At 55.8% G+C, this 25,646-nt stretch carries 9 protein-coding genes; 8 read left to right on the top strand and 1 reads right to left on the bottom strand.

Features of this window, described 5'->3' with window-relative positions; translation table 11 throughout:
- From VMJ32_01485 to VMJ32_01465, 5 genes are all read left to right on the top strand, one after another.
- On the top strand, positions 1-450 hold a 450-nt coding region (locus VMJ32_01485; protein HTQ37666.1), incomplete at its 5' end, for a dockerin type I repeat-containing protein.
- A gap of 617 nt (positions 451-1,067) precedes the next feature.
- The gene (locus VMJ32_01480) at positions 1,068-1,496 is read left to right on the top strand and encodes a hypothetical protein (protein ID HTQ37665.1); all 429 of its coding nucleotides are present in this window, start codon (positions 1,068-1,070) and stop codon (positions 1,494-1,496) included.
- 366 nt (positions 1,497-1,862) lie between these two features.
- Positions 1,863-3,680: a potassium-transporting ATPase subunit KdpA gene (gene kdpA, locus VMJ32_01475; protein ID HTQ37664.1), complete on the top strand. Its 1,818-nt coding sequence runs from the start codon at positions 1,863-1,865 to the stop codon at positions 3,678-3,680.
- Positions 3,681-3,747: 67 nt separating this feature from the next.
- Positions 3,748-5,892: a potassium-transporting ATPase subunit KdpB gene (gene kdpB, locus VMJ32_01470; protein HTQ37663.1), complete on the top strand. Its 2,145-nt coding sequence runs from the start codon at positions 3,748-3,750 to the stop codon at positions 5,890-5,892.
- Positions 5,893-5,932: 40 nt separating this feature from the next.
- Positions 5,933-6,997: a potassium-transporting ATPase subunit C gene (locus tag VMJ32_01465; GenBank protein HTQ37662.1), complete on the top strand. Its 1,065-nt coding sequence runs from the start codon at positions 5,933-5,935 to the stop codon at positions 6,995-6,997.
- Between the two features lie 777 nt (positions 6,998-7,774).
- Here the strand turns inward: VMJ32_01465 and VMJ32_01460 are convergent.
- Positions 7,775-16,036, bottom strand: coding sequence for a transglutaminase domain-containing protein (locus VMJ32_01460; GenBank protein HTQ37661.1), 8,262 nt, complete (start codon positions 16,034-16,036; stop codon positions 7,775-7,777).
- 567 nt (positions 16,037-16,603) lie between these two features.
- Here VMJ32_01460 and VMJ32_01455 point away from each other — a divergent pair.
- The 3 genes from VMJ32_01455 to VMJ32_01445 all read left to right on the top strand — a co-directional run bounded on the left by VMJ32_01455 (position 16,604) and on the right by VMJ32_01445 (position 24,453).
- Positions 16,604-18,904 carry a xyloglucanase gene (locus tag VMJ32_01455; protein HTQ37660.1) on the top strand — a complete coding sequence of 767 codons (2,301 nt, stop codon included), beginning with the start codon at positions 16,604-16,606 and terminating at the stop codon, positions 18,902-18,904.
- 1,419 nt (positions 18,905-20,323) lie between these two features.
- On the top strand, positions 20,324-21,145 hold the full coding sequence (locus tag VMJ32_01450; protein ID HTQ37659.1) for a hypothetical protein: 822 nt from the start codon (positions 20,324-20,326) through the stop codon (positions 21,143-21,145).
- Positions 21,146-21,900: 755 nt separating this feature from the next.
- Positions 21,901-24,453 (top strand): hypothetical protein, encoded by a 2,553-nt coding sequence (locus VMJ32_01445; GenBank protein ID HTQ37658.1) that lies wholly within the window; start codon positions 21,901-21,903, stop codon positions 24,451-24,453.
- Positions 24,454-25,646 lie beyond the last annotated feature (1,193 nt).

Here is a 25,646-nt window from a genome sequence, read left to right as displayed (position 1 = left end):
GTGCAAGACGACCAGCCGGACGGTCTTTATTCGATTGTAGACACGCTTAATGCAACGTCGGGGGCGGGAGAGAACTTCACGGAGATTCAATCGTCGGCGGGAAATGGCGGTCCGAATTTCAAGGGCGTGTCGTTCGCTCCCTATCTGCCCGGCGATTTTGATCTCAATGGCCACGTGAATGCCGCCGACATCGTGGCGATGGAGCAGGCACTGGCCAATTTGCCGGCTTACGAATCGGCCCGTGGGCTGACCAACACTCAACTGCTGGCCATCGGAGACATCAACAACGACGGCAAAGTGAATAATGCCGATCTTCAGGCGCTCATCGCCTCATTAAAATCTGGGGGCGGCTCCTCCGATCCTGTGCCCGAGCCAAGCACATTCATCCTGGCTCTCGTGGCCTGCGGCATGTTGGTGCGGCAATTCAGGCATGGCTCTGTCGAATCGTAAAGAAGCTTGACTCCTAGTGCTGTGTCATGAACAGGCACCGTGGCGATGGCATAATCTTCCAACAGATACGATCCGGCTTTGCTTCCTGGCCGCGCCGCACAAGGAATTAGCGCCTCATCGGGTGAGATGAAAACGGTCTGTACGCTTTCCAGATGCGGCAGCAACGGTTCCCATACCAGGCGGCGTGATCATCTCGTGCTTAAACTCGACCGCGTCGTGCGTCGTCACAGCTTCAAAATTAGCCGCCCTGCTGCAGGCGGACCAGTCAGACCCCGCGCCTGCTGTATTCTTCGGGATTGAGTCATGCAGGGCGCTGATATTCAAAGACTTAATCCTCTTCATTTTCATTCAGCGCTCTTAGCATCGTGCAAGTTTGCATGAAACTATCTTGCAAAATGCGCGTTCTTCTCTTCCCCCTGTAACAACTGATTTTCGCATCTGGCAATGGCGTAGGCATTTAGACATATCATCGAACTCCGGCACGCCGGATGCAAAGACTCAAGATGCACTCTCGATGCCGTAACCCACAGCGACCGACGCCGTCTAACCGCAAAAAATGAAAGACGGCAAGCAATGAAGACGGTGCTGCCGCAATCGGCGAATGCAAGGAGTTGAAAATGACTATTCACAAAGAAAACAAGCTGCTGGTTGTGTGTGCGGCAATCGTCGCATCCACAGCACTCGTAAGCTTGACCGCGGTTTTAGACGCGCTTTCTCCAAAATCTTCGCTGGTTGGATTCATCATCCGAACCTTGCCGTTGGCCGCCGTGATACCCTTGGTGTTGATGGGATTCAACACCTTGTGCGATCGATTTGGATGCCGAAATGAGGCCAACCGGATAATCCCGGTAAATACGGCTCGCCCAATCTACAGCAGTGCTGGTTGTGACGCTCTCGGTGCCGATTGCAATGGGTCCGTGCTGAAGCAGCCGCAACCTCGAACGTTAAATGGCAATGGGTCGGCGCCGATCATCGTGCCAGTTTCGATCCACGAACGTTTTGTTCGCAGTGTCGTTCCTGGCAAGAAATGGTGGGTCGGCCAATAAAGACATCAGCATTGCCAACTGTGGTTATGAGCGCGGATTGCTGCCACGCGGGCAAAGGGGACTTTAACAAACCATAGTCCACGAAGCGAAAAAATGTAAAAGGACAATTCCAATGTCACTAGAGATTTGGTTGCCGGCAATGTTTGTGCTGGGCATCGTTTTAATGGGGCTGTGTCTATTGTTTTTAAAGGCCAGCGAACACATTTGAGGCGCTTATCCATGTTGATATATATCACGGCCGTAGTCGCGGCATTGATGTTCATTTATCTGTGGGTGGCGATGATTCGGCCGGAATGGTTCTAATTAACGGCCGTTTTATTCCACATTTCCACCGCAAATTCGTCAAGCATTCAGGAGCCTGTCGCAATGTGGTTTCTACCAATTTCGATTCTTGTTGCCACCACCATCCTCGCCGTTCCGCTGAGTCGATATTTGGCGTGGATCATGAACGGAAAATATCATGCTCCGGCGATTCTGCGCTGGTTTGAATCGAAAGTAAGCAGCGGACCACAAAATTGGAAGCAGTACACCGCTTCCATGCTCATCTTCAATACTGTCCTGTTTGTATTCGGCTTTACGGTGTTGGCCCTGCAACCCTGGATGCCGCTGAATTCGCTGGGCAGGGGAATGCTGGAACCAACCACGATTTTCCACAGCGTCATTTCGTTCATGACGAATACCGATCTGCAGCATTATTCAGGCGATCAGCATTTTTCCAACTTTAGTCAAATCTTTTTTGGTCTGGCGAATTTCTTCCTCTCGGCGTCGATCGGTTTTTGCGGACTGACGGTCATCATCCGTTGCTTTCGCGGCGATGCCAAAGTCGGCAATTTCTTTGTCGATATGTGGCGCGTCGTCATGTACATGTTTCTGCCCATTGCATTCCTGTTTGGATTGGTTTTCCTGCAACAAGGAAGCCCAATGACGTACAACTGTGCCCAACAGGTCGCCACGTTGGAACCAGGATCGCTCGGTTCCAACGATGATGGCACGCCGAAGCAACAAACGATTGTCGTCGGTCCCTTGGCATCCTTTGTCCCGATGAAGCAGTTGGGCACCAATGGCGGCGGGTTTTACGGCATGAACTCGGCCCATCCGTTCGAGAATCCCACGGCACTGACGAATTGGCTGTCTTGCATGGCCATGATGCTGTTCCCGTTCGCGCTGGTGTTGATGTATGGCCGCATGCTCAACCGCTTGAAGCACGCCTGGGTAATCTTTTCAGTCATGATGGTTCTCATGGTAGGTACAGTTTGGTGGTCCGTGTATTACGACACCTATCAGCCGAATCCTGGGTTTACCGCGCACCCTGTGGCCGAAACCTACACCGTGCCGGACCCCAAAGCACCAGATGGCAAACGAGACATCACCATTCCTTCGGTGGCCGGGCTACCTGTCGAGCAGCACTTGGGCAATCTGGAAGGCAAAGAGATGCGCTTCGGCACTTCAGCCGGGGCCACGTTCGCGGCGCTGACCGTGGACGTGACCGATGGCGCCGTGAATTGCGAGCACGACAGCTTGAATCCTGTCGCCGCGATGTCGCCCATGGTTGGCATGTGGCTCAACTGCATTTACGGCGGCAAAGGGGTCGGCATGATTAACATGTTGCTGTATGTGATTGTCGGAATTTTTGTGGCCGGCCAAATGGTAGGACGAACGCCCGAATACTTGGGCAAAAAAATCGGCCGCCGCGAAGTCGCTTTGGCGCTCATCGCGCTGTTGATTCATCCGATTATGATTTTGTGGCCCTCGGGCCTGTTTGCGGCCACCGATTGGGGAAACAAAGCGGTCAGCAATCCAGGCCCCCATGGTTTTTCGCAAATTATGTATCAGTTTTCGTCGGCATCGGCCAATAACGGCTCGGCATTCGACGGGCTGGGCGTATCGTACGGCTTGAACAACAATCCCACTCCCGCGCCGGAATCGATTCCGTTCGACATTGCCGCGGGCATTGTGATTGTGGTCAGTCGCTTCATCCCAATCATTGCCCCCATCGCCATGGCGGCGAGCCTGGGCGCCAAGAAATCGGCTCCGTTCGGGTTGGGAACCCTGCGCGATAACACGCCGACATTCGGCTTTTTGCTGTTTGCAACGATTTTAATCGTCGGGGCCTTGCTATTCCTGCCGATCGCGGCGCTGGGCCCGCTGGCAGAACACTTGGGTCCGATTCCATTCGGGGGCTAGGCGGCGGTTTACTGTTTCCATATCGATTCAACGAATGTACGTCATTAAGTCCTGAGGAATGTCTGAAATGAGCGATGCAATTCTCGACGTAACCGGAACCGCCACCACCTCGTCCGCCGATCAGCCTGGAGCGCCGCGCCGTTCGAGGCGGCAACCGCTCCTGACGACGGAAACCACGCTGCAGGCTTTGAAGCAAGCATTTGTCATGCTTCGTCCCGATGTGCAGTGGAAGAATCCCGTGATGTTTGTGGTCGAGGTGGGAGCGGTCCTCACGTTCCTGTTCATCTTCAACGCCAGTTCGGCTGCCGTAGCGCGGTATTTCATTGCGCTCGACGCCTGGCTGTGGGCCACCGTGTTGTTTGCGAATTTCGCCACCGCGCTGGCCGAGGCGCGTGGCAAAGCCCAGGCCGAATCGCTGCGGCGCACGCGCCGCGACACCATCGCGCACCGCCTAAAATCGGATGGCGACATTGAAGACGTATCTTCCACGGATCTCAAGCCCGGCGATCGCGTCCTCGTTGAAGCGGGGCAAATTATTCCTGGCGATGGCGAGATTATTGAAGGCATCGCCTCCATCGATGAATCGGCCATCACGGGCGAATCGGCGCCGGTCATCCGCGAATCGGGCGGCGACCGCTCGGGGGTCACTGGCGGCACGAAGGTTATTTCCGACGGAATTACCGTGCGCATTACTAGCGGCGCCGGCGAATCGTTCTTGGACCGCATGATCGCGCTGGTGGAAGGCGCTATCCGGCAGCGCAGCCCCAACGAAATTGCGCTGACCTTGGCTTTGTCGGCATTGACTTTGATTTTCCTGATCGTGGTCATTCCGCTCTGGCCAATGGCATGGCAGGCAGAGCAGTACATGATGGGTTATCTCGGGCTGACAGAACCACTGAAGAGCCTGGGAACCGATGTTCCGACACTTGTGGCGCTGTTGGTCTGCCTGATTCCAACGACGATTGGCGCCTTGTTGGCGGCGATTGGAATTGCCGGGATGGAGCGTGCCTTGCAGGCCAACATTATCGCCAAAAGCGGCAAAGCCGTGGAATTGGCGGGCGACGTGGACGTTGTGCTGCTGGACAAAACCGGAACTATCACGATGGGCAATCGGCATGCAACCAAATTTCTTCCGGTCGGAAAACACTCCGAAGCGGAATTGGCCGGCTTGGCCGCGCTGGCTTCCGGCGCCGACGAGACGCCCGAAGGTCGCAGCATCGTCAAGCTGTTTGAAGAACAAGCAAAAACACATATCTCCGTTCCACGAGATTCCATCTTCATTCCGTTTACTGCTCAAACACGCATGAGCGGCATCGATTTGCCCGATGGCCGACGCATCCGCAAAGGAGCGCCCGATTCCGTGTTGAAATTGGTTCGTAGTCAAAACGGCAAAGTGCCCACCGAAATGACCGAAATCGTCGATGCCGCCGCCTCTCAGGGGGCGACGCCGCTGGTCGTGGCCGATGGAAATGAACTCGTTGGAGTTGTCGTTTTGGAAGACATTTTGAAGCCTGCCATGCAACAACGCTTCGAGCGCCTGCGGAAAATGGGTTTGCGGACCGTAATGGTCACCGGCGACAATCCGCTGACGGCGGCCACCATTGCCAAACGGGCCGGCGTTGACGATTTTATCGCTCAAGCGACACCGGAAACCAAGCTCGATTATCTGCGCAATCAGCAGGTACAGGGAAAACTAGTCGCCATGATGGGGGACGGAACGAACGACGCCCCGGCGCTGGCTCAAGCAGATGTCGCCTTGGCCATGAATGCCGGCACCCAGGCCGCCAAAGAAGCGGCCAACATGGTCGACCTCGACAGCGATCCCACAAAACTCATTGAAGTAGTCGAAATTGGCAAGCAACTGTTGATGACCCGTGGCGCGCTAACGACCTTTTCGATTGCCAACGATGTGGCCAAGTATTTTGCCATCATCCCCGCGCTATTTGCCGGAACACTGCCATGGCTGAAGAAAATCGATATTATGCACTTACACTCGCCGACCTCGGCCATTCTTTCGGCAGTGATTTTTAATGCCTTAATTATACCAGCGTTAATTCCCGTCGCGCTCAAAGGCGTTACCTATAAGCCGCTGGGAGCTGATGCGCTATTGCGTAGAAACTTGCTCATTTGGGGACTAGGCGGCGTGATCTTGCCGTTTATCGGCATCAAACTTATCGACGTCATTATGGTCGCTCTGCATCTGGCAAGCTGATCGCGGTCATCCATCCTGAAAACATTTTATGGTGTCGTCCATGTTAAAAATCATTTCCAAGAGTTTGTGGTTATTGCTGCTTTCGGTGATTATTTGTTGTGTCATTTACCCGGCCATAATGTGGGCCATAGGCCAAGCGTTCTTTCCATTCCAGGCGAACGGCTCGCTTTTGAAGAGTGATGGCACGCCCACCACGAAGGCCAGCGAAGCCGTCGGTTCGCTGCTGATTGCCCAACCATTTACCAAGGATGAGTTCTTCCAGCCCCGACCGTCCGCTTGTTCCTACGATGCCTCGGCATCCAGTTCCTCCGCGCTGGCCGCCTCCAATTACACTCTGCGCAATCGGGTGGCCACGGCAATTGGCCCGCTGGCCACGTACAAAAGCGGCGCCAATACGGGCAAGCCCGTGGGGCCTGACATCGAAGCCTGGTTTAAGGACGATAAATTCCAAGGCAATCCGTCGATCGTGGCTCAATGGGCCGACACCCACAACGGCGTCGCTCAAGCCTGGGTGGGAACAACGTTTGACGAAAAGAATCCCACGCCTCAACAACAATATGTGCTCGACTGGGAAAAGACCCATGCCGACATTGTCACTAAATTTAAGGCCGATAACCCCGACAATCAAAGTCCATCTCCTTCGGACCTGGCGGTCGTTTTCTTCGACAACTTCAGCAAGGAAAATCCTGGCAAGTTTTTGTCGGCAGTCACTAAAACAGGCGCTGACGGCAATTCGACAACCAGTATGCAACTGGTGACCGACGGTTCCGACATCCAATCGACCTTCTTCGATCTATGGCGACAGGATCATGCCGACGCCGACCTGCAAGATGTTCCCGGCGATATGGTAACCACCTCCGGCTCCGGTCTGGACCCACATATTACGCTCGATAACGCCCTGTTCCAGCTCGATCGTGTGGCCGCCGCTTGGGCGAAGGATTCGGGCAATGACGAAGCCAAATTGCACAAAGAAATTGAATCGCTGCTAAAGAGCAAAAGTACCGCGCCGCTGGATGGAATGGCGGGCGAACCCATCGTCAATGTGTTGGAAATGAACCTTGCTCTTCAAGCGCGATACCAAAAACAAACGCCAGAAGGCAAGTAGCGCCTCATGCCACCGCCTGGCTGATCGCGCGAACACCTCTAGCCGGAGTCTCTTGCTCGGTCCCCACTAAAGTTCTTCAGGCTGCACACCTGGGTGGCAAGATCGAGCGAGAACTCCGGATTTTCACTCCGAATTAAGTTCTGTATATGCCACCGGCTGAACAAAACTCCGACGGAACAAGCTTTTTGATGTCGAGCCTGGAGCGTCGAATTGTCACGCTGCTGTTCAACGTCCATCACGTTTTCTGCTTGGCGTTGTTGATTTGCACGTTGAACACGAGGATTGGAATAGCATTAATTTGCTATGGTTTGACGGTTGAGCTTGTCATCCTAGCGCTGCGCATCACCGATGGCCGAAATGTACGCTACGAATCAGCTTCATGCTTTGCCCACGACCGACCATGAACCAACCCTGCAGTCGCCATCCTCCGACGCTGACGGACGCAGCGGTTCGACTGAACCATTGAGCGACTTCCCTTGAAAGACTGGAATGGACTTGCTAACTATTTACGGACTGGTGGCGGTCGGCCTCATGCTGGTCTTCTATGCGGCTGAAGCTCGATCGCACTGGTTTGTGTTGGCCTTTGCAATCGCCTGTTTGATGGCTTCCAGCTACGGCTTTCTGCAAGGCGCATGGCCATTCGGTTTGGTCGAAGCGGTGTGGTCGGTCCTCGCCGCACGCCGATGGTGGCTGCGTCTGAAAACCGCCGATCGACTCGCGGATTTTCACCGCATAGTTCAATCCGGCGCAACATCGTCTGGGAATTCAAGGCTGGAGTCAGAGATTCAAGACCGGACCCCCTGCAAGTTGCGACAATAGTTCATCCAGCAGCTCAAAATTCGAATTCGAGCCGTCCAGCAACAAACTTTTAGACGCTGAACTGCTGGAATTGAAGGTTTCCGGCGGCAAGTAAACAATACCCGTTGTGGCGCTGCTGCCGACCGATTGCGTCGTCGTCGAAGTTGCCGGTGAATTTGTTGGGGTACTATTCAGGCTACTCGCTAAGGGAACGGCGGCGACAACCAGTTGCGGACTGGCGCTCGAATCGGACCCAATATTGATGGCTCCATTGGCACTCGTGATTAAATCAGCCAGTATCAACGCTCCTGAAAGATCATCAGCGGAGTCTCCGCTGATGGTCAAATTTTTGTTCCCGGCAAAATACAACTTCGCTTTGGGAGCATACACAATGCCGGTCAAGTTGAACGTGCCACCGGAAATAACGATCGGCGCCGTCGATGTGCGATTCTGGAAGATGACGATGCCCTGATAAGTCCCATCCGTGGGCGCGCTTAAAGTTACCGTGGCATTAGGAGCGATGGCGATGCTGTCGGTCGATTTCTTCGGAGCGTTATAGATTGTCACTCCTTGGCCATTCAGCTTTGCCGAACCGCTGATCGACAAACCGCCCCCTTGCAAGTAATAAACCCCAGGCAGCAGGGTGACGACGGCGCTCCCGGAAATTTTAATTCCTCCGCTGTACGTCCCCGGCGACAGCGTGAGCTGGGTCTTGCCGGATACGTTCACCGCTTTGTGCACGGGCGTAGGCGGCGTGGGCGCGACGAGCGCAGCCAGCGGATCGACCAGCGGCGCAGGATGAGCAATCACGCCTTGATATTTCCCCCTGCCCGACTGGCTCAGTTTGCCCGTCACGTCGATTTCCGTCGCCGAAATATTCCCGTTTCCGGTTTCAATGCCGGCTTTGGAGCTTTTGGAATTGATCACAATGTCGCCGCCCGTCACATGGACGCCGCCGTTGCCGGAATTCGTGAGCGCGCCGCTTCCGGAAGAATCCAACAGCAACAGCCCCACGTCGCCCACGTCGTTCGGGTTGCCGACGTTGACATTGGCCTGAACTGTGACGCTGTCCGAGGGATTTGTCAGCGATGTAATTTTTACCTGCACCGTACCGTGACCCAGCGTTATCGAATCTGTCATCAATTCCAGAACGCCTTGACCCAAGCCCGGTAAAAAGAACGTGGGAATGGACTGCGTGGGCTGACCGTCCAAACCCATCAGCATGGCCGTGACTGGGCCGCTGGAGCCGACAATCGTTGCCGAGTACGAATCCAAAGTATTTCCTATGTTGTTGACATTGAGGAAAAAGTTGGCGGTTCCGGGGGTCAGCAGTGTTTGCGAAGCAGGCTGGAACGCGGCACTCAAACCTTGGCTGGCGGCAATCGTCAAATTGGAAGTTGCGCTCGACGTGACCGCCGCATTGGCCGCCGACGTCGCTTCGGCGGTTAACAATAAATTGCCGGCGTCGGCAAAATTCACCGCTGGCGTGGTAATGTTCACCGTGCGCGAGGCTCCAGCGGCCAGCGTGATTGAGGTGCTTGCCAACGCACTCACCAGAGCCGCCGGCCCGGCTAGCGAAAGATTGAACGTGTCGCTGGCCGTGCCCGTATTCGTGACGGTCATTTGGAACGTTGTCCCCGGAGCGCCCGCCCCAGGACTAAGCGTCACATGCACTCCGCGCGTGACAACCGTTAATGTTCCGCCGGCGGAAGATGTAATCGACGAATCCGTCGTCGACGTCCCTTTCACCTGGAAGGCGTACGCTTGGGCCGCCAAGTTTGTTGCGGCAGTCAAAGTGAGCGTTACGTCGCGGAAGTTGCCAGCGCCAGCAGGCACATCGACGCTGTTTTGCGCAAACGCGGCCGTCACGCCGATCGGCAGACCGGTGACTGACAAAGCAAAAGTATCGTCGGCGTTGCCAGTATTGGTTAACTGAACGGTATACGTGGCCGACGTTCCCCGTCCAACGGTCGCCTGAGCCGGCGTTAGCGCTACGACTAGACCATGAGAATTTGGGTCGGGCGGCTGCGGCGCTCCTTGAAGCATTAAATCACCTTGCACCGAGGACATCGCGCCGTTGTTGCCCGCGGCGGTCACGCTGAAGCCGTAATCTTCGGCAGCCGCGAACGAATCGGAAGTCAGCGTTAGCGCGACGTTGGTGGAGCTGTTGGCGGCCACCATCACCGTTGATGTCAAATTCACCCAACTGGTGGTCACGCCTTGAACCGATAGGGTATAGGTTACCGCTTGGCTCGTCGGATTGGCCAAATTCACTTCGTACGACGCCGCAGCTCCTGGCGCCACGGTTTGCGTAGTGGGAGTCAGACCGATAATTTGATCGGCGGTGACAAACTGGTCGGGCAGCGTCACTGTGCCCGCCGTGCCATCACTCGTGAATGAAACCATTCCATCCTGCGCCACGGCCAGCGCTTGGCCCGGCTGCAAGCCAGTCACAGTCGATTGCCACGTGATCGTCTCGCTAGATGACGACGGAGTCAAAGTCGTATCCCAGACGATTGTGGTGTATGTAGCGCCTGGCGTAATGCTGGTCGGAGTCACGCTGAACGAATTGGGCACAATCGACACACCGGCGTTGGGCACATTGACCGAAATGTGAACCGGAATGGCGCCCGTGCCCCCCAGCTTGTAAATCAAGAGGCCATCGTCGCCGGTGGCGTAAAGATACGTGCCGTCGGTGGCCAATCCGCGAATTTGCCCCGGCAAATCGAGCTTCTCCACAACTTTAATGTTCGTTGGGTCGCTGGCGTCGACGACAATCAATTGCGGCGTGTCGGTCGTTTCCCCCAAGCTGGCAAACGCAAACAGGCCATTGCCCAGCGAAACGGGCTGGGTCATGCCGCGCGCCGAGCGGCCGAGCGTTTGGGTATGCAGTACCGTCGGATCGCGTGGATTCGAAATGTCGACCGTGGCCATCACAATGTCGCCGGTGGGGCCGATGTCGCTCTCGCTGGTGAACGGAGTAAGCCAACCTCCTTGCGAGGCCAGCACAAAAGCGGTATCGCCGTTTGTGGCAATGCCCTGCACCAGTGTCGTGCCGGGAATGTCGAGCGTGTTGACGACTTTGCTGGTGTTTGGCGCATCGCTGTTGATGTTATCCGGATCGCTCACGTCGATGGAGAGCAGTTCCCCTTCGCCGGTTTGCGTGGCGCTGCCGGTGGAACTGGTGCTGCCGACCAGCAGCGTGTTGGCGTTCGGCTGCACGATGCCAAACATGTTGAAGTTGCCGCCGTTCTGGAACAAAGGCGACTGCGAATTCGTGCCGTTCGTGTTGTACAAAATTGCATTGGTCGAAGGGGCCGACAAGGCCGACGGAGTGCTAATGTCGAACGAGATGACCGTGCCGTTTTGGGCCGTGATGGTGTTCGTCGAGGTGTCGAACACCACCTGGTTATATGTCGCGTACAAGTGCTTGCCGTCGGGGCTAACGACAAAATTGCTGAGCAGTTGATAGTTCGGAAAAATCGTGTCGTCGCGACCTGGATCTTGCGCCGTGCCGAACACCCCGCCCAAATCGTAATCGGTCAGGCTGGAATTGTTGTCGACGGCAATGCTCGTGGGCGTGCCCGCGTCGACCGCAATCAGTTGACTGCCGACCACCGCCCCGCCTGTCTGTGGAAAATCCGATTGCGTGGCCAACAGCGTGGGCGCGGTCACATCGGACGTGCTTACCGTGTAAAGCCCGCCGCTGCCAAACACGTACACCACGTTGCCGTTGACGGTAACGCCGTCAAGCACGCCACCGCTAAAACTGTTGGTGGAGTGCGGATCGCTGTCGGGCAATTGGCCCACCAGCGTGAGCGGCGGCGCGATGTTCACTGTGCTGTCGATTTGCAGCGTGTTGGTGATCGTGCTCGTGCCCGGCGGCAGCGTTGAAGACGAGACCGATTCACTGGCAGTCACCGGACTGCCGATCAGCAGCGTGCCGGTTCCCGTGGCGCCGGGAATGGGATTGCCCGACGTATCGGTCACGGTAACCGTGATCGTATCATCCCCTTGTGCAAAGCCGGTCGTGTCGAGGTTGCCCAAGTCCACCGTGCTAAGCGTCGTTAACACGTTGAGCGTGGTCGTCACCGGCGTCGAAGTGAACAGCACGTTGTTGCCGGAGTCGGTGACCGTGAAGTAAACCTTGGCTTTTTGCTGCTGATTTACGGCATTGAGAATGCCTGCCTTCACATCGACCATATCGCCGGCCTGGGCGAATGCCGGGCTGGGCGTGACGCTGGTCACTTCCACCAATGCCGGCGGCACGGTGAACGAGCCCGTGACCGACCGCGTGATTTCCGCAGCCCCTTCGGCGGTGGCTGTAACCGTAAAACTGAAGGGCGATATAGCGGTCGTCGAGGTCGAAGTGATCGTCAGTGTCAATATGGATGGGCCACTGGTGGGCGTGGCCTGGCCCGAATTTAGCGTAACGCTTTGCTGCGAGAACACGCCGGTCACTCCGCTGGGCAAGCCTGCGACAGACAGATCATATGTGGTGGTTTGGCTGCCGGTATTTTGCAAGTTGATTTGATACTTCACCGGCTGCTGCGGTTGGCCAACTTGACTGGTTGTGACCAACGCTAGGGTGAAGCCGTGGGCCGCTTCGTCGGCCAAAGTGTTGGCCAACGTCGTCAAATCGTTGCCCAACTGCAAAGTGGCTGATTGAACGGTGGCAGCCGTGGTGGCTTGGGCCAATGCGGTTCGATCGGCCGTCAGCGCCGGCACCAACGGCGCTAAAAACGGATCGGGTGGCAACAGTCCAATGATTGCATCCAGCGCCGCCAGCGCTTGGCTGTTAAACACGGCGCTGGTGGGCGTTTGCGCCAAATTCGTCAGGGCTTCGCTCAAATCCTCCAAGCGAAGACCTAACGGTGTATCGCCAAGCTGGCCGGCAATGGTTGCGGCCGATTCCGCAGAATCCGCGCCCGGAGCGGCGAGGTGCACGACAATCGTAAACGGATCTAAGACGGTCTGCCCAACCTGCGGTGTAATGACAATGTTGTAATCGGTATTGAGAGCCAAACCGGCGGCAGGGCTTATCGTCAGAGCTTGGGTGATGGAGTCGCCAGGATTTATCGTTGCCGATGTCAATCCACTGATGGCAATTCCTGCTGGCGTACTGACATCGAATGTCACATTTGCTGGAGCATTTCCCACCGAATTGATCGTCAATTGAGTCTGCACGCTTTGGCCAGGAGCTGTCGAAGGCGACACGTCGGAAAGGCTGAACGTCGCTGCCTCAACACTGGGCATTGGAACAGATTCGTCGAGACTAGCCGTGACACTTGGATCGGCCACGCTGCTTACACCAACGTCGAACGGCAATGAAGTTCCCGGCGCAGGCAGCGCCCCCGTCGGCTCCAAAAAAATGGAAGTTTCGCCAACGGCGCCGGCCGGAATGTACAGTTCTGGCACGGACGAAATCACGTCCACTCCCGGTGCAAGGTCGGTCAAATTAATTTGAAACCAGCCGTCCGTTCCCGTCAGATTCTTAATCCCGATCTTGTACACGGTGTCAAGAAACGCGCCATTATCGGGCACGGTGAACAATGGATCGGGCTCGACGTCAACGGCCAATCCGGTTTCGCCGTGGGTACCCAGGTCGGCAAATTCCGGCGACTCGCTGGCAGGGCTATATAATTGGTCGCCGATCGCCGGATCTTTAGCAAGATTGACCTTCGCGAAGCCATGCGTATTCGCCAAGGTGGTCCTCGCTTTGAACACAATTTCTTCGACCTGCACCAGATAACGCGACTCGGTAAGTAATTTCAAAGATGTTTCCAGAAGCGGACCACAATCGTTGATGATTAGCTCCAGCGCTTCCAGGGCCACTTGCTTTTGCTGGCGGGTCTTAGCGTTTTGCAATTGCAACAATGCCCGATCGACATCCTGCCCCTGGCCGATTTTGCCGAACAACGTGCGAAGCTGGGGAACAATCGGCAAATCTTTTGGTTCCTCGACGCCATGTGTACCGTCGTCCAACACAACTGTCGTGTCTCCCGTGGCGCCATCGATTTCAATCCAAGCAATGCGATCTTCTCCATTGATGCTCACCGGCATGTTCGGCGTCAAAATTAAATTTCCTTCCTGCGCCGAAGACTCGATGCGGTCGGTGGCTTCTGCCGGAAGGTTCAAGGCCGTCAGATCGGAAATATTTTGGGAGGTAATGGGCACGAGTGAAGCGCCGGATTGAGAAAGCGCCTGCGTCAGAACCCCGAGGGAACTGATGCCTGCCTCGCTGGGATCGGAAGAATCAAAAAATCCGTCCTCGACCACCTTGGCGCCGATGCCATTGATAAATCGAATCGCATCTTCGGCAGACTTTGCCTGCAGCGGACTCGCCAGCGTTCTCTCGGAGTATCTCAAAATGTCAATGGATCGACTGATGGTTGAATCGCCGGTATCCGGATCGATATTTTCCATTTGCGTCACGGCCACAAAGCTGAGCGTATCCGGATATACGCGCGTCAAATACGTGCTGGCCATGAAGTCAGCAGCCTGGCCCGATTTGTAGATTTGCTCTCCCGCGAAGGCAGAAGTCGCTTGCATGCCAAACTGCTCCGTCAGTTGGAGCGCGCTCTGCAATTCAGGAGAATCCTGCGGCAGATCGTTAATGTCCGCCGGCAGAGCGTCGACTTCACTCCCAAGCTCCTGAAGCGCATTCATCTGCGCGTCCAATGGCTGTTCCGACAAACGCCAACCCGAGAAATCGACCGTCACAAAATCTTGATCGGTCCAGGCGGGGCCTTGATTTGGCTGCACGCTGATCGTGGCTCCACTGCCGCCGTTTTGGCGAGCAACATAACCGATGCGGTCGAGCAAAGTTTTATCCTGGGTTTCGGTTTGCGTTCCGCCGCCGATCAGCGGGTCGCTGGTTTGGATTTCTAAAAATAACCCCGTAAGAATCTGACTGCCAAACGGAAAATTCGTGATGATTTCCTGATACGAAGTCCCGATTCCCAAGGGGTCGTCCGACAAATTTCCATCGCGTTCGTTGACCAGCAAATAGGGGGTGTAAGTATAAGTGGTGTACGAGAACCCTGCGGAAACCGAATTGCTGTCGACATATTGGCCTAGTGTCAATGAAGCTCCTACCAGCTCCACAGAATCGAAATGCTCCTCCAGCACGGTCGCATCATCCTGCGATGATCCGCCGCCGGTGAGCGCCCCGGATCCCGGCGTAGTTAGCTCACGAACTAAACTTATCGTTACTTGATGCCGCAAGGCCTCTGGAACCTCGGTGAAGGTTTGGTCGCTGGTGCAAAATGTTTGGCCAACGACTGCCTGCGAGAAAAGCGTATCGGCCGCCTGGAAGCCCGAACCAGCATCAAACTGCATCCAATAATGATCCTGCGTTTCCGCCAAAAGTTGCGGATCATTAGCAGGGTCGGCCTTTTCCACGCCGGGTGCCACATAACCAAAGACCCTCAGTGGCGCAGGGAACATCGACAAGATCAACTGTTGCGACAACGGTTCGGAAAGCGTGCCGTGTACATATTCCGCAGGAATTCCGCTGGCGCGCATAAGCGCCACGCCCAGGCTGGCCACATCCAACGAGTCACCGGCATTGCTCCACAATGTGCCGCGCGCCCCGCGCAACGAACCGACGTAAGATTCATAGCCGATGTTCGTCTGGAGAAAATTGAAAATCTGCTGCGGATCGTAATTCAGTGCAGCCGCTTCTTCTTGAATGTACGGATCGGTCGTGTTGGCATCGAGTGTCGAAGCCAGCAGAGCGGGATCAGCAAGACTTCCGCTGCGCAAAGTGGCGGCCGGTGTTGAGTTGGAAACAGCGGCGGCGTCGAGCGTGCCGGACGCTTGCGCACCAGTGTCCAACTGCAACGGAATTGAATTGGCCAGCGACACGATAACCGTCACGCTGGCACTTTCGAAGCCGTTAATTGTTCCCAGGCTCCACGCTAAGTTTTGGCCGCTTTGATTCGGCACAATCGAGGCACTGGAAAACGTCACGCCCGATTCCAGCGTGTCGGTCAGCGAGACACCCGCGATCGGATCGGCCTGCTGGTTGTACACCGTGAAGGTGAGCGTTTCTTGCTGGTTCTGCACGTCCCCTGCAAAGTAGGACGACAGAGTGCGCCCCACCACCAGCGCCGGCGTGCTACTCAACATCAGCCGCGGCTCGAGCACTTCGGCATATCCAACCAAACGTGTGAGACGGCACAATCGGCGCGAACCTTGGCAAGCAAATCGCCTGCGCTTGCGAGTCGTGCCAAACATGAATGGACTCCTCGGTGTCAATCATTTGATGATTGCATGTGAGCAACCGTCCGCCCCAAGTTGGTCACATTTCGACGCCTATTTCGGCAATCGAACGGTATTATTGTGGTCACATTTTAGCCACTTAGCAAGCATTATCAGGGGTTAAATTTGTACCGGTCCCCGCCTGAAAATTTGACCCCCCGAATCGCGAGAAGAAGAAGCCCAGCCAAGTAGAAATGAGAAGGGCAGTTTTTATGACATCATTTTTGCATCGCCACGCTGTGATGAAAACGACGCCAGGGTGAAAAAGGCCAACGTGACGGTGATCAAAAGTGATAGGATACTTCAGCACAAACGGGGTACTTGAATTCTACCTATAATTGGGGACGTGCCGTCCTAGCATAAGGCTTTTATGATTAGCATCGAGTCCCTGAATTGTTTATTGATCTACAAGATCACGCCAATCCGGTGCGCTATCGAACTATTTGGCTCAGGCTGTGGGGTGAATCTGATACAAGGTGAAATCCATTATTCTCTCTGACAGCAATGTCCAGTTGATGTGAGATGCGCTGCTCTAAAATCCCAATGATTGATGTAGTGAGTGTGGTCGTGATCGTTGTCGCGGCCAATTCGAACGTTGCAGCTCAGCATGCTCCTTCCGAAAAATATGTTTGGAAGAACGTGAAGATCGTTGCCGGCGGCTTCGTAACCGGTATTGAATTTAGCCCCAAGCAACCGGGCTTAGCGTACTGTCGCACGGATATCGGCAGCTTTTACCGCTGGGATAGTTCACTCCAACAATGGACACCGCTGTGCGATTGGTGTGGTGTTTCAAACTTAATGGGGGGCGAAAGCCTGGCGACCGATCCAGTCGACCCCAACAAACTGTATCTCGCCGCAGGCATGGGTTCGCGATCTTCCGCCGCAATTATGCGATCCATTGATCGGGGAAAAACCTTCGAGGTCATTCCGGTTCCCTTTGCGATGGGAGGCAATGAGAATGGTCGTGGCTTGGGAGAGCGCCTGGCGATTGATCCGAATTCACCGAATATCCTTTATTTCGGCTCGCGCCACGACGGATTGTGGATCAGCCGCGACTCGGCCAGCACTTGGCACAAAGTCCATGGTTTTCCCATCAAAGGCTCCGACAACCAAAACCAGGACGCTGGCTTTGGAAACCGCGGTCTTGGCTTCGGCGCCGGCTCCAACGTCGGGCTCAGCTTCGTGGTCTTCGATGCGTCAAGCAGCCTGCCAGGCTCGCCGTGCCAAACCATTTTCGTCGGCTCAACCGAGCCCGGCGATTCACACTTGTTTTGCAGCACGAATGCTGGAAGCTCTTGGGAAGTCGTCGCCGGGCAGCCTCCTCCTACCCTGGTGCCCCGTCATGCAGAACTGGATTCCATGGGCATGCTGTATATTTCCTACGGCAATGGACCCGGTCCAAATAATATTACAGATGGCGCCGTATGGAAGCTGAATACCAAAAATGGCGAATGGACAGACATCACGCCATTGACTCCAAAGCACGATGGGAACCCAGGTTTTGGTTATGGAGGCTTGAGCATCGATCGCCAGCATCCGGGTACTCTTGCAATCGCAACCATCGACCGTTGGAATCCGACTGACGATGTCCTGCGATCCACGGATGGTGGAAAAACTTGGAATTCAATCAATGCCCAAGCGCATCTGGACATTTCGCGCTCTCCCTATCTTTCATTTGGAGCCGCAGAACCAAGATTTGGCTGGTGGATGGATGCCCTGGCCATCGATCCGTTTAATTCCAGCCACATGGCCTATGGAACCGGCGCTACGATTTACGCCACCAATGATGTAACTCTTGCCGACGTTCATCAGGCCACTCATTGGTCAGTCTGGGCTGATGGCATTGAAGAAACCGCCGTGGCCCACCTCCTCAGTCCTAATGAGGGAGTACATTTGATTAGCGCTCTCGCCGACATTGGCGGGTTTACGCATGATGATCTCGATCTCTCGCCACCCACGGGCATGCACAAAAATCCCGTGTTCGTCAGCACCTATTCGGTTGATTATGCCGAAAAAAATCCCAACGTGGTCGTGCGCTCCGGCACCGGCAAAGATGGCGGAATGGCGTATTCAGTGGATGGCGGACAAACGTGGTCACCACTGCACGGTCCGGCAAATTCCGCCATCAATCAGGACAATCGTGGTTTCGGTCGTGGTGGACATACCGGCGGCCTGGTTGTTTCGGCAAACGGATCGACGTTTATGTCTCTGAGTGGCACTCCGGAGATCACCCGAGATCGCGGCACGTCGTGGACAGCCTGCCAAGGTTTGCCGGCCGGCCTGCGTCCCCTGTTTGATCGAGTGAACCCATTGAAATCTTATGCCCTCGACGTAGACCACAAACAAATCTACATCAGCACCGACGGTGGTGCTTCTTTCCAAGCCAATCCTTCGGAAATGCCAGACTTGCCCGTCAATAGCGGCAACGTCAGGCGTGGTGTGCCAGGTGGCAGTCGCTATGGAACGGGAATCGTTGCCACACAGGGGATGGAAGGAGACCTGTGGCTGATTGCCGAGGGCATCTTGGCCCACTCTGTAGATGGCGGTGCTACTTTCATGCAATTGACCGCTGCTCCGGTCATCATGAGCGGTGATCAGAATTTCGGCTTCGGAAAAGCAGCGCCGGGCAAGGATTACCCCGCACTATTTGTTGCCGGAAGCTACTTGGGAGATACCGGGATATTCCGCTCGGACGACAGTGGACACATCTGGATGCGCATCAACGACGATCAGCATCAGTACGGAACCAGGTTCCGCGCGGTGACCGGCGATCCGCGCATCTACGGCCGTGTTTACGTGGGAACCGATGGTCGCGGCATCGTTTACGGTGATATAGCGCCATAGATGCAGCCCCTCCATCACCAGGCGCCGTCATCTGCTACCGCAGTTCGACCAATGAAAATGAGTTCTGTCCCAGACTCATCGTAAAAGTGAGACATTGCTCCACCCAAGAACTGTTGAGTAAGTCGTAACCTTCCTGATCGTGACCTCTCAGCCTTTGTCCCATCTGAAATACATCGCCACGGACCGGTCAAAACGATCACACCATTGATCGACTTCAACCAAGGTTGCGAGTCTCTGTTCTGTGGCGCTGGACAAGATAGGGTGGCTAACGGGACTTGAACCCGTGACCCCCAGATCCACAACTGGAGTTTTGTACACCACAGAAAACCCGAAATTATCCGAGAGATCTGTGCATTCTATCCATTGCCGAGGACATTTCAAGTCATTTCAAACTAGTGCAACAATCTCGGGAGTTTTCAGTATTTCGGAAAGCCAAACCGGTAGTCTACCGGCGCGATGGGATCGGATGTCAGGTTAGGCAAGTCGTTTGCGGATGCCCCTTGGGACATGGACGATCACCATTACCCGATCATCGTCGCAGCGATCTCAAGGGTGCAAAGCCGTGTCACGAGTCCGAGTATTAGCGCCATGCCACCACCAAGCTCGACCGCAACAGCTAACGTCTGAAAGACAGACGGTGCTATGGCCCCAGCTCCTTGGATTCTGAATCTGCTGCCAGCCGTGAAACAGGCAAGCAACGCCTACCACTAGGCGAAGAACGAGCAGGCCGGCTGAAGCAGCCCATCCTGCCCAAGGCCGAATCAATTGATGACGCATTGCCTGTCACCGCCTCCCTTGGGTCTACCGACGTATTGTTGCCTTCCTTATTTGCCTGAAGCGACATTTTACAACCCTGACCAGCCACGACAATCGCGCCATTGCTTGCCCGAAGCCGCGCGAGCAGCTTGTGAATGTCGAGCGACGTGGTAATCGCCTGTCCCTAACCATCCCGGTCTGGCGAAAAATTGCGCGCACACGCGCTCATTCTTGCGCAATTTTCATATGGGACAAACGGCCTACGATGAGTTGCGTTCACGTTCATTTACCGCCGGCACCACACCATGATTGATTTAAAAACGGAAACTTTGCTGACGCTTTCCCAGGCCGCGGCGCTGCTCCCTGGCCGGCCAAGTACGGCCTCCCTTTGGCGCTGGCGGAAAAAAGGCGCCCGTGGCCGTCGATTGGAAAGCTTGGTGCTTGGTGGGAAAGTTTTCACTAGCGTTGAGGCTCTGCAGCGCTTTGCGGAGCAGCAGGGCGGAAGCGAAGGACTGATAATTCGCTCACCGATGCAGCGAGAGCGCGCGATCCGCAAGGCGGAGAAAGAACTCAGAAATCACGGAATTTAATCGCGAAAAAGGGCGACGCAAGGTCGAGAATGAGCACAAAAAATCCAAGAGACCCAAGAACAAAGGAAACAAAATGAATCAACAGAAAAAACACAAGGTACGTCGAAATTCTGAGTCAGAAAACATGATTGTCAGCCGATCTCGCGTGGCCGAATCCACCGAGTTATCAACGAACACGGACAGGGAGCTGGAGGAATGCGCGGTCGGTATTGCTGCGGCTGGGGCAAAGACGATTGAAAGCATGCTCGAAATCTGGCGACTGTTGAAAAAGGTTCATGACCTATTGGCGAAGCGCGGCAACGGTGTCTTCGAAAAGTGGGTAAAGGAGCACTGTCCGTTTACCCCGGCGTGCGCGCGAAATTACTTACGCGCGGAGAGGACGTTCGGCAGCATAGATCCGAAAAGCCTTTGCGGATCTTTTACGCTTGAGGCTATGTATTATCTCAACCGGGAGGCGACGCCCAAACCAGCATTCACCGCTGCGCTTAGGCTCTGCAAGAAAGGGAAGCGTGTCACGCTTGCAGAGGCGAAGAGAATCGTGGCCAAGTACACACTTGAGGAAGCTGAGGGTGGAAACTCCGACGAATCCAAAGGCGAACGGGAGACTTCCGAAGGCAACGAGGCAAGTGACACGGCTGAGGACTCTGGGACAGGGGACGAGCAGGACGCCGATGCAGGCGGCGATCAAGACGCCGAGCCGACGGCCGATGGTGAGCAGTCTTCCGCAGACGATGCCAGCGCGGAGACGGCTGACGATCAGTCGGATCTTGCGGAGTTTGCCAATGAAATCAGTACAGTAATCGAAGTGTGGACGATCGCCGGCCGAATCGACGAGCCAGCGAAATTTGCCAACGTCCTCCGCGGCATTGCTGACGAACTTGATCTGGGTCCTTAACTCACTGACTTGCGAACTCAAACCACTGAAGCCCTCATATGCCACCCCCCAAGAACAATCCCGAAAGCCCTCTGATGAGGGTTCGACTGGAGGAACGACCGACGAAAAATCTTCCCTGCCAGGGTTCGCTGCAGAGGTCCGAAGCGTCGTCAACCTTTGGCGTGAACTCTGTCGCGTCGATGAGCTCCCAGGCTTTGCCGACGAACTTCGCAGAATCGCTGATGAGCTCGAGCAAAATCAATAACCATTTTCTCGCCACCTAACGCCACCGGTTTCCAATTCGTCGTTACATCGCCCTTACGGCTGCTCTGACGAACGTAACTCCTCCTCCTTCCTTGGCGCCCGTGCATTATTTGATTCAGGCTTCCCTCACACATATGCAATCACTGCAAGACCCCTCGGCGACTATTTATCGAACATCTGTTTTGCGACACCTCACTAGTTCTCGAATTACAATCGCGCTGGACACGGAATTCCAATTCGCACACACATTGACCATCCAGGCAGCTGCGCGTCTGGGGCCTCGAGTATTGGTCCAACTTTATCATTCGCCGGCCATTCCGCCCCTGCCGAGCGACTTCGATCTCCAGCGGTACCTACCACGGACGGCAGGCGGATACGGCCGATTCTTTGAGACGCTGAAAGTGCGGCCGGCGAAGCGAATGCACTCGGGGTTGTCACCGGTAGGTCTGCTAAATGATCTCTTAAACTTACAACCGCCGCTGCTCCCAGTATCGCGCGAGGAAGGCTATGCCTTGCTGCCTCAACCGTCCAGCGAGGATCCTCCGGTAACACAGCGACTCCCTACCAGAATCCACCTGCGGTTGATTGGCCACTTCTGGCCGGCCGATTTCCTGAGAATCTTTGGGTGCGACTTCTACCGCGCTCTGCTCCAGCAGCCTTCACACCTACCGCCAGTAGCGATCAGCGATGGCAAAATCTTACGGTTCGAAACGAAATATTCCAGCTTCACGAACTTTCAGCCCGTAGTCCAATTCGCTCAGGACACCGACGGCGCGATCTACCCAATCACCCTGAGCTTTTGCGACACGCAGGCTCCGTTCGGATCGGCGAGCCTCGATTCCCACAGCCGTACATTTCTCCAGTTGGGCAAAAATGAATTGCTCGCCGACCAGGATAAAAGGGTAATGCTGAAAACCTACCAACAGCGAACACACGACGCGTATGGCTACGCGATTGTTGACGCGGTAAATACCTTGCTGGTCTACGAAGAGATGGCCAAATACGACCGAGCGATCTACCAACGATTCGACCATCCTGGCGGCATCGAAATGGCGCCCACCCTGGGAAGGCGAGTGGCAAATTTTTTGGTGGCGATGACCCAGGAACATGTCGCCAAGGACTCCCAGGTGCTGGCGGTTCCCCGGGATTTGAAGCAGCTCCTAGCCAAAGGTGGCTCCACGATCTTTAGCGGCGACCAGCGCGCCAGCCGATACGGCGAAACCACCGGCAAGATCCATGGCGGACTTTCCTATAGTCGCTCCCCCTGCGAATTTGCCCACTGCGCTCCCGGCATGCTCCGGGATGTCGACATGCGCCAATGTTACAACCGGATTGCGTCCCAACTCGATGTCTATTGGGGGCGGCCGGTGATATTCGAACCGGGTAGCCGCAAGCTGAAACTGCGGGACGCCGTCAAGATGGTCGAAGGATGCTGCCAGCAGGATGCCTGGTTCCTTCGCGTCACGGGGGATATTCAGAAGATTGCCAATACATTAATCCCGTCCACGGACGGAGCCCGGACCTCGGAAAACTACAAGAAGCGCCAGTCGGAAGCTGTGGCAGGCGCCCGCTTGTATTCACGGCGAATCGATTCCGGCGTGGTGACGTCGGCCACTTGGCTCATGATCCAGGCTTTGCCGGCCGCTGCACGGCGCGAATATGAAGCGTTGAGTGTCGACAGCCTCGTGATGTATCCCACCCAGTTCGTAGCCAACGATGGCGTTGCATTTGATGCCTTGGTAGATCGCCTTCGCCAAGAGCACCTTCCGTGGAAATCGTTGTTGGACCTGAAAGGGCGCAAAATCTGCCACGTGGAGACGCTCGACGAAGAGTACGCCTGCCTACGGTTTCCCTTGCACAAGAATGCCTCAGCACTGGCGCGCCTGCGCGATGAAGCCCAACAGCAAGAGGGAAAAGGATCCGGGCTGGCGGCGGCGCTCAAGCTGCAGGCCAATAGCCTCTACGGTGTCCTCGCATCCAACCATCTGCCGACTTGCAATGTGGTGGCGGCCAACCAAATTACGGCGCATGCCCGGGCAGCGGCTTTTGGCTTGATGATGGCGCTCAACGGGATTCAGGTAATTACCGACGGCTGCACTTTCCGGAAGGATCGCGTCCCCGCGTGTACGTTTGCCGAATGCCTGAGGCGGCAACCCGACTATCCGCTGCGCGGCGCTGATGAAGACTCCGGAATTCCTTTCCTGGACCAAGCGCAGGTGCCGGACGACCCCGTACAATTCAACCGCTGGTACCGCCAGCATGTGAAATCGTTCTTTGGCGTGACCGATGAGTACGACAAGGTTTTCGGACTGCACTCATTGCAGTTCAAAGAGGCGTCCTCGACCGGCGACGTCACATTTGACGCGCTGCTCTGCGACGGTTCCGGGAATTACCTTAAGTGTTCGCTAAACTCCCAGAACCAGCTGGAGCCCGTGGCTAGCGCCTTTCGCGGATACCGCCCCGAGTCCGTTGCGAAACTAATCCCCTGGCTGCTTCGGACGTACACTACGGACCGCTTCACCGGCCCTGCGCCGCTAATCTTGGAGAGAGGCCTGTTGAAGTTGGTGGACGCTAAACGCCAGGCGAAGAAGGCGCTGCGCCAGGGAATGGAGCCTGTCCTTCTACCTCTAGGTTTACCCGCCTACAAACTTCGCGATTATCGGATCTTCAAGCCGTCAGCTTTCGTCTTTCAGACGCCGGTACAGCGGCGGAATTTCGAACGACAGCTGGATCGGTTTAAACGGCGAACAGGCTGCGGGCTCGAGGTGTTGGCCCTTCGCCGAGGCTACGGCGACCGGCGCGCCAACTCAATCACCGACCTGGCGCAAGCCATCTACGAGCTCATTCAGAATGGGAAAAAGGATTTCTCCAAAGCACTGCATTGGAATCGTAATTTCGACGGGCTTGCAGAGCTTTCCGAAAAACATCGCCAGCTGCTCCATCAGCTGCGCCACAAGGCAACCGAGTGGCAGCGGAAATGTATTCAGTTAGCCGACTTCTCGGCGGACCATCCGGCGATGCTAACGGGCTGCCATTGCCGACTGCAGGATCCCGTGTTGGAGTAAGAGAATCTGTTCCGGCTGCATGCAAGGTCGAATAGGCCTTTCAGTGGAAACGCCAATTGGCGGGAATTCAGCATCCAACGGCTCGTCAAAATTCCCGCCAATTGCCCCCTTGAGTACGCACAGAGAGAATCCTGCATTTTAGAACTAACATACAAGGGAGGGAGGAGCGGGGCGATCCGCCCCCTCCTCCCGACCACCCAGCATGGCTCAACCGACGACACAGCCGTATCGGAGGCTGGTATCACTGCTGGCATCTTCGCAGCGCGAATCCCCAGAGGCTTGCGGTTGTGTTATCAACTGCTGGTGCAGAGGATCGCCTTTGACTCCCATACACAAACCGCAATCTCCTCTCAGCTGACGAAGCGGAATGTCGGTCGCAGTGGATGGGAAAGCCTGGAACGAAAAGGGATCGTGTCCTGGACGGAGAGTAAGAGGCCTGCGAGTTGAACAACCTCGACTGCGTGCTGTGGAGTTGGTGACAGGGGGGAATGCGGCTCGAAACGGCGGGTGAGCAGGATCAGATTTGTGGTTGCCTCCTGGGACGATGTGGCAATCAGCAGCGTCGCGGAGCTGTTGGCGAGCTAACCACAGCGGCTCCCCTGCGAAAACAGGGAGTAGATCCGCACGGCCCGCATTAAGGACCTGACCAGGGTGTCGTCTCGGCAGTGGAGAGTAGCGCCGTATTGGTCAGACAGAACGGGCTCGTCATCGCGACCAGCGGCGATAGAACTTGAGCATAGTTTCCGGAAAGTATGCCCAGCGGGAATCACGGACTCGGTCTACGGACCGGGGTTTGTGACATTTGGCGACGACAACATTCGTGCAGGCCAGCCGTCTCCGGCGACCTGGACCGTACGGCGGGGGTGGTTCCGAGGTGAGAACCATGTGGGCGTCATCCGGGGGCCGTAGACCAGCTGCTCAAGGTGCTCCGGACTCGACTATTGGCAGAGAAGGCCGTCGGCCTCGTCAGCATTCAGCGGTTGAATGGTTTCATCGCGGTTCGGACGAGGTGCGGTCGTCACCGTGCATGCTTCGGTGTGGGCCGACCGCCCTGCCGGCACGATTGCCGTGGGCATACTTTCCGGAAACTATGGGCTGCACCGTCGAGGTCCATTTGTGGAGCTGCCACCAGTCGGTGATTATGGAGGCCGTGACGTTGCCGAGGTTCATCGGCCTGGTGTCGGCCGTCTCCA

Source organism: Pirellulales bacterium (assembly GCA_035499655.1).
Classification (GTDB): domain Bacteria; phylum Planctomycetota; class Planctomycetia; order Pirellulales; family JADZDJ01; genus DATJYL01.
The sequence above is the reverse complement of the archived record's forward strand: the minus strand, read 5'-3'. Positions and strand labels throughout refer to the sequence as shown.

Excerpts from the sequence above, each read along its gene's own strand:
- VMJ32_01480 (HTQ37665.1), top strand. The coding sequence starts at position 1,068 with ATGACTATTCACAAAGAAAACAAGCTGCTGGTTGTGTGTGCGGCAATC.
- kdpA (HTQ37664.1), top strand. The coding sequence starts at position 1,863 with ATGTGGTTTCTACCAATTTCGATTCTTGTTGCCACCACCATCCTCGCC.
- kdpB (HTQ37663.1), top strand. The coding sequence starts at position 3,748 with ATGAGCGATGCAATTCTCGACGTAACCGGAACCGCCACCACCTCGTCC.
- VMJ32_01465 (HTQ37662.1), top strand. The coding sequence starts at position 5,933 with ATGTTAAAAATCATTTCCAAGAGTTTGTGGTTATTGCTGCTTTCGGTG.
- VMJ32_01460 (HTQ37661.1), bottom strand. The coding sequence starts at position 16,036 with ATGTTTGGCACGACTCGCAAGCGCAGGCGATTTGCTTGCCAAGGTTCG.
- VMJ32_01455 (HTQ37660.1), top strand. The coding sequence starts at position 16,604 with ATGATTGATGTAGTGAGTGTGGTCGTGATCGTTGTCGCGGCCAATTCG.
- VMJ32_01450 (HTQ37659.1), top strand. The coding sequence starts at position 20,324 with ATGAATCAACAGAAAAAACACAAGGTACGTCGAAATTCTGAGTCAGAA.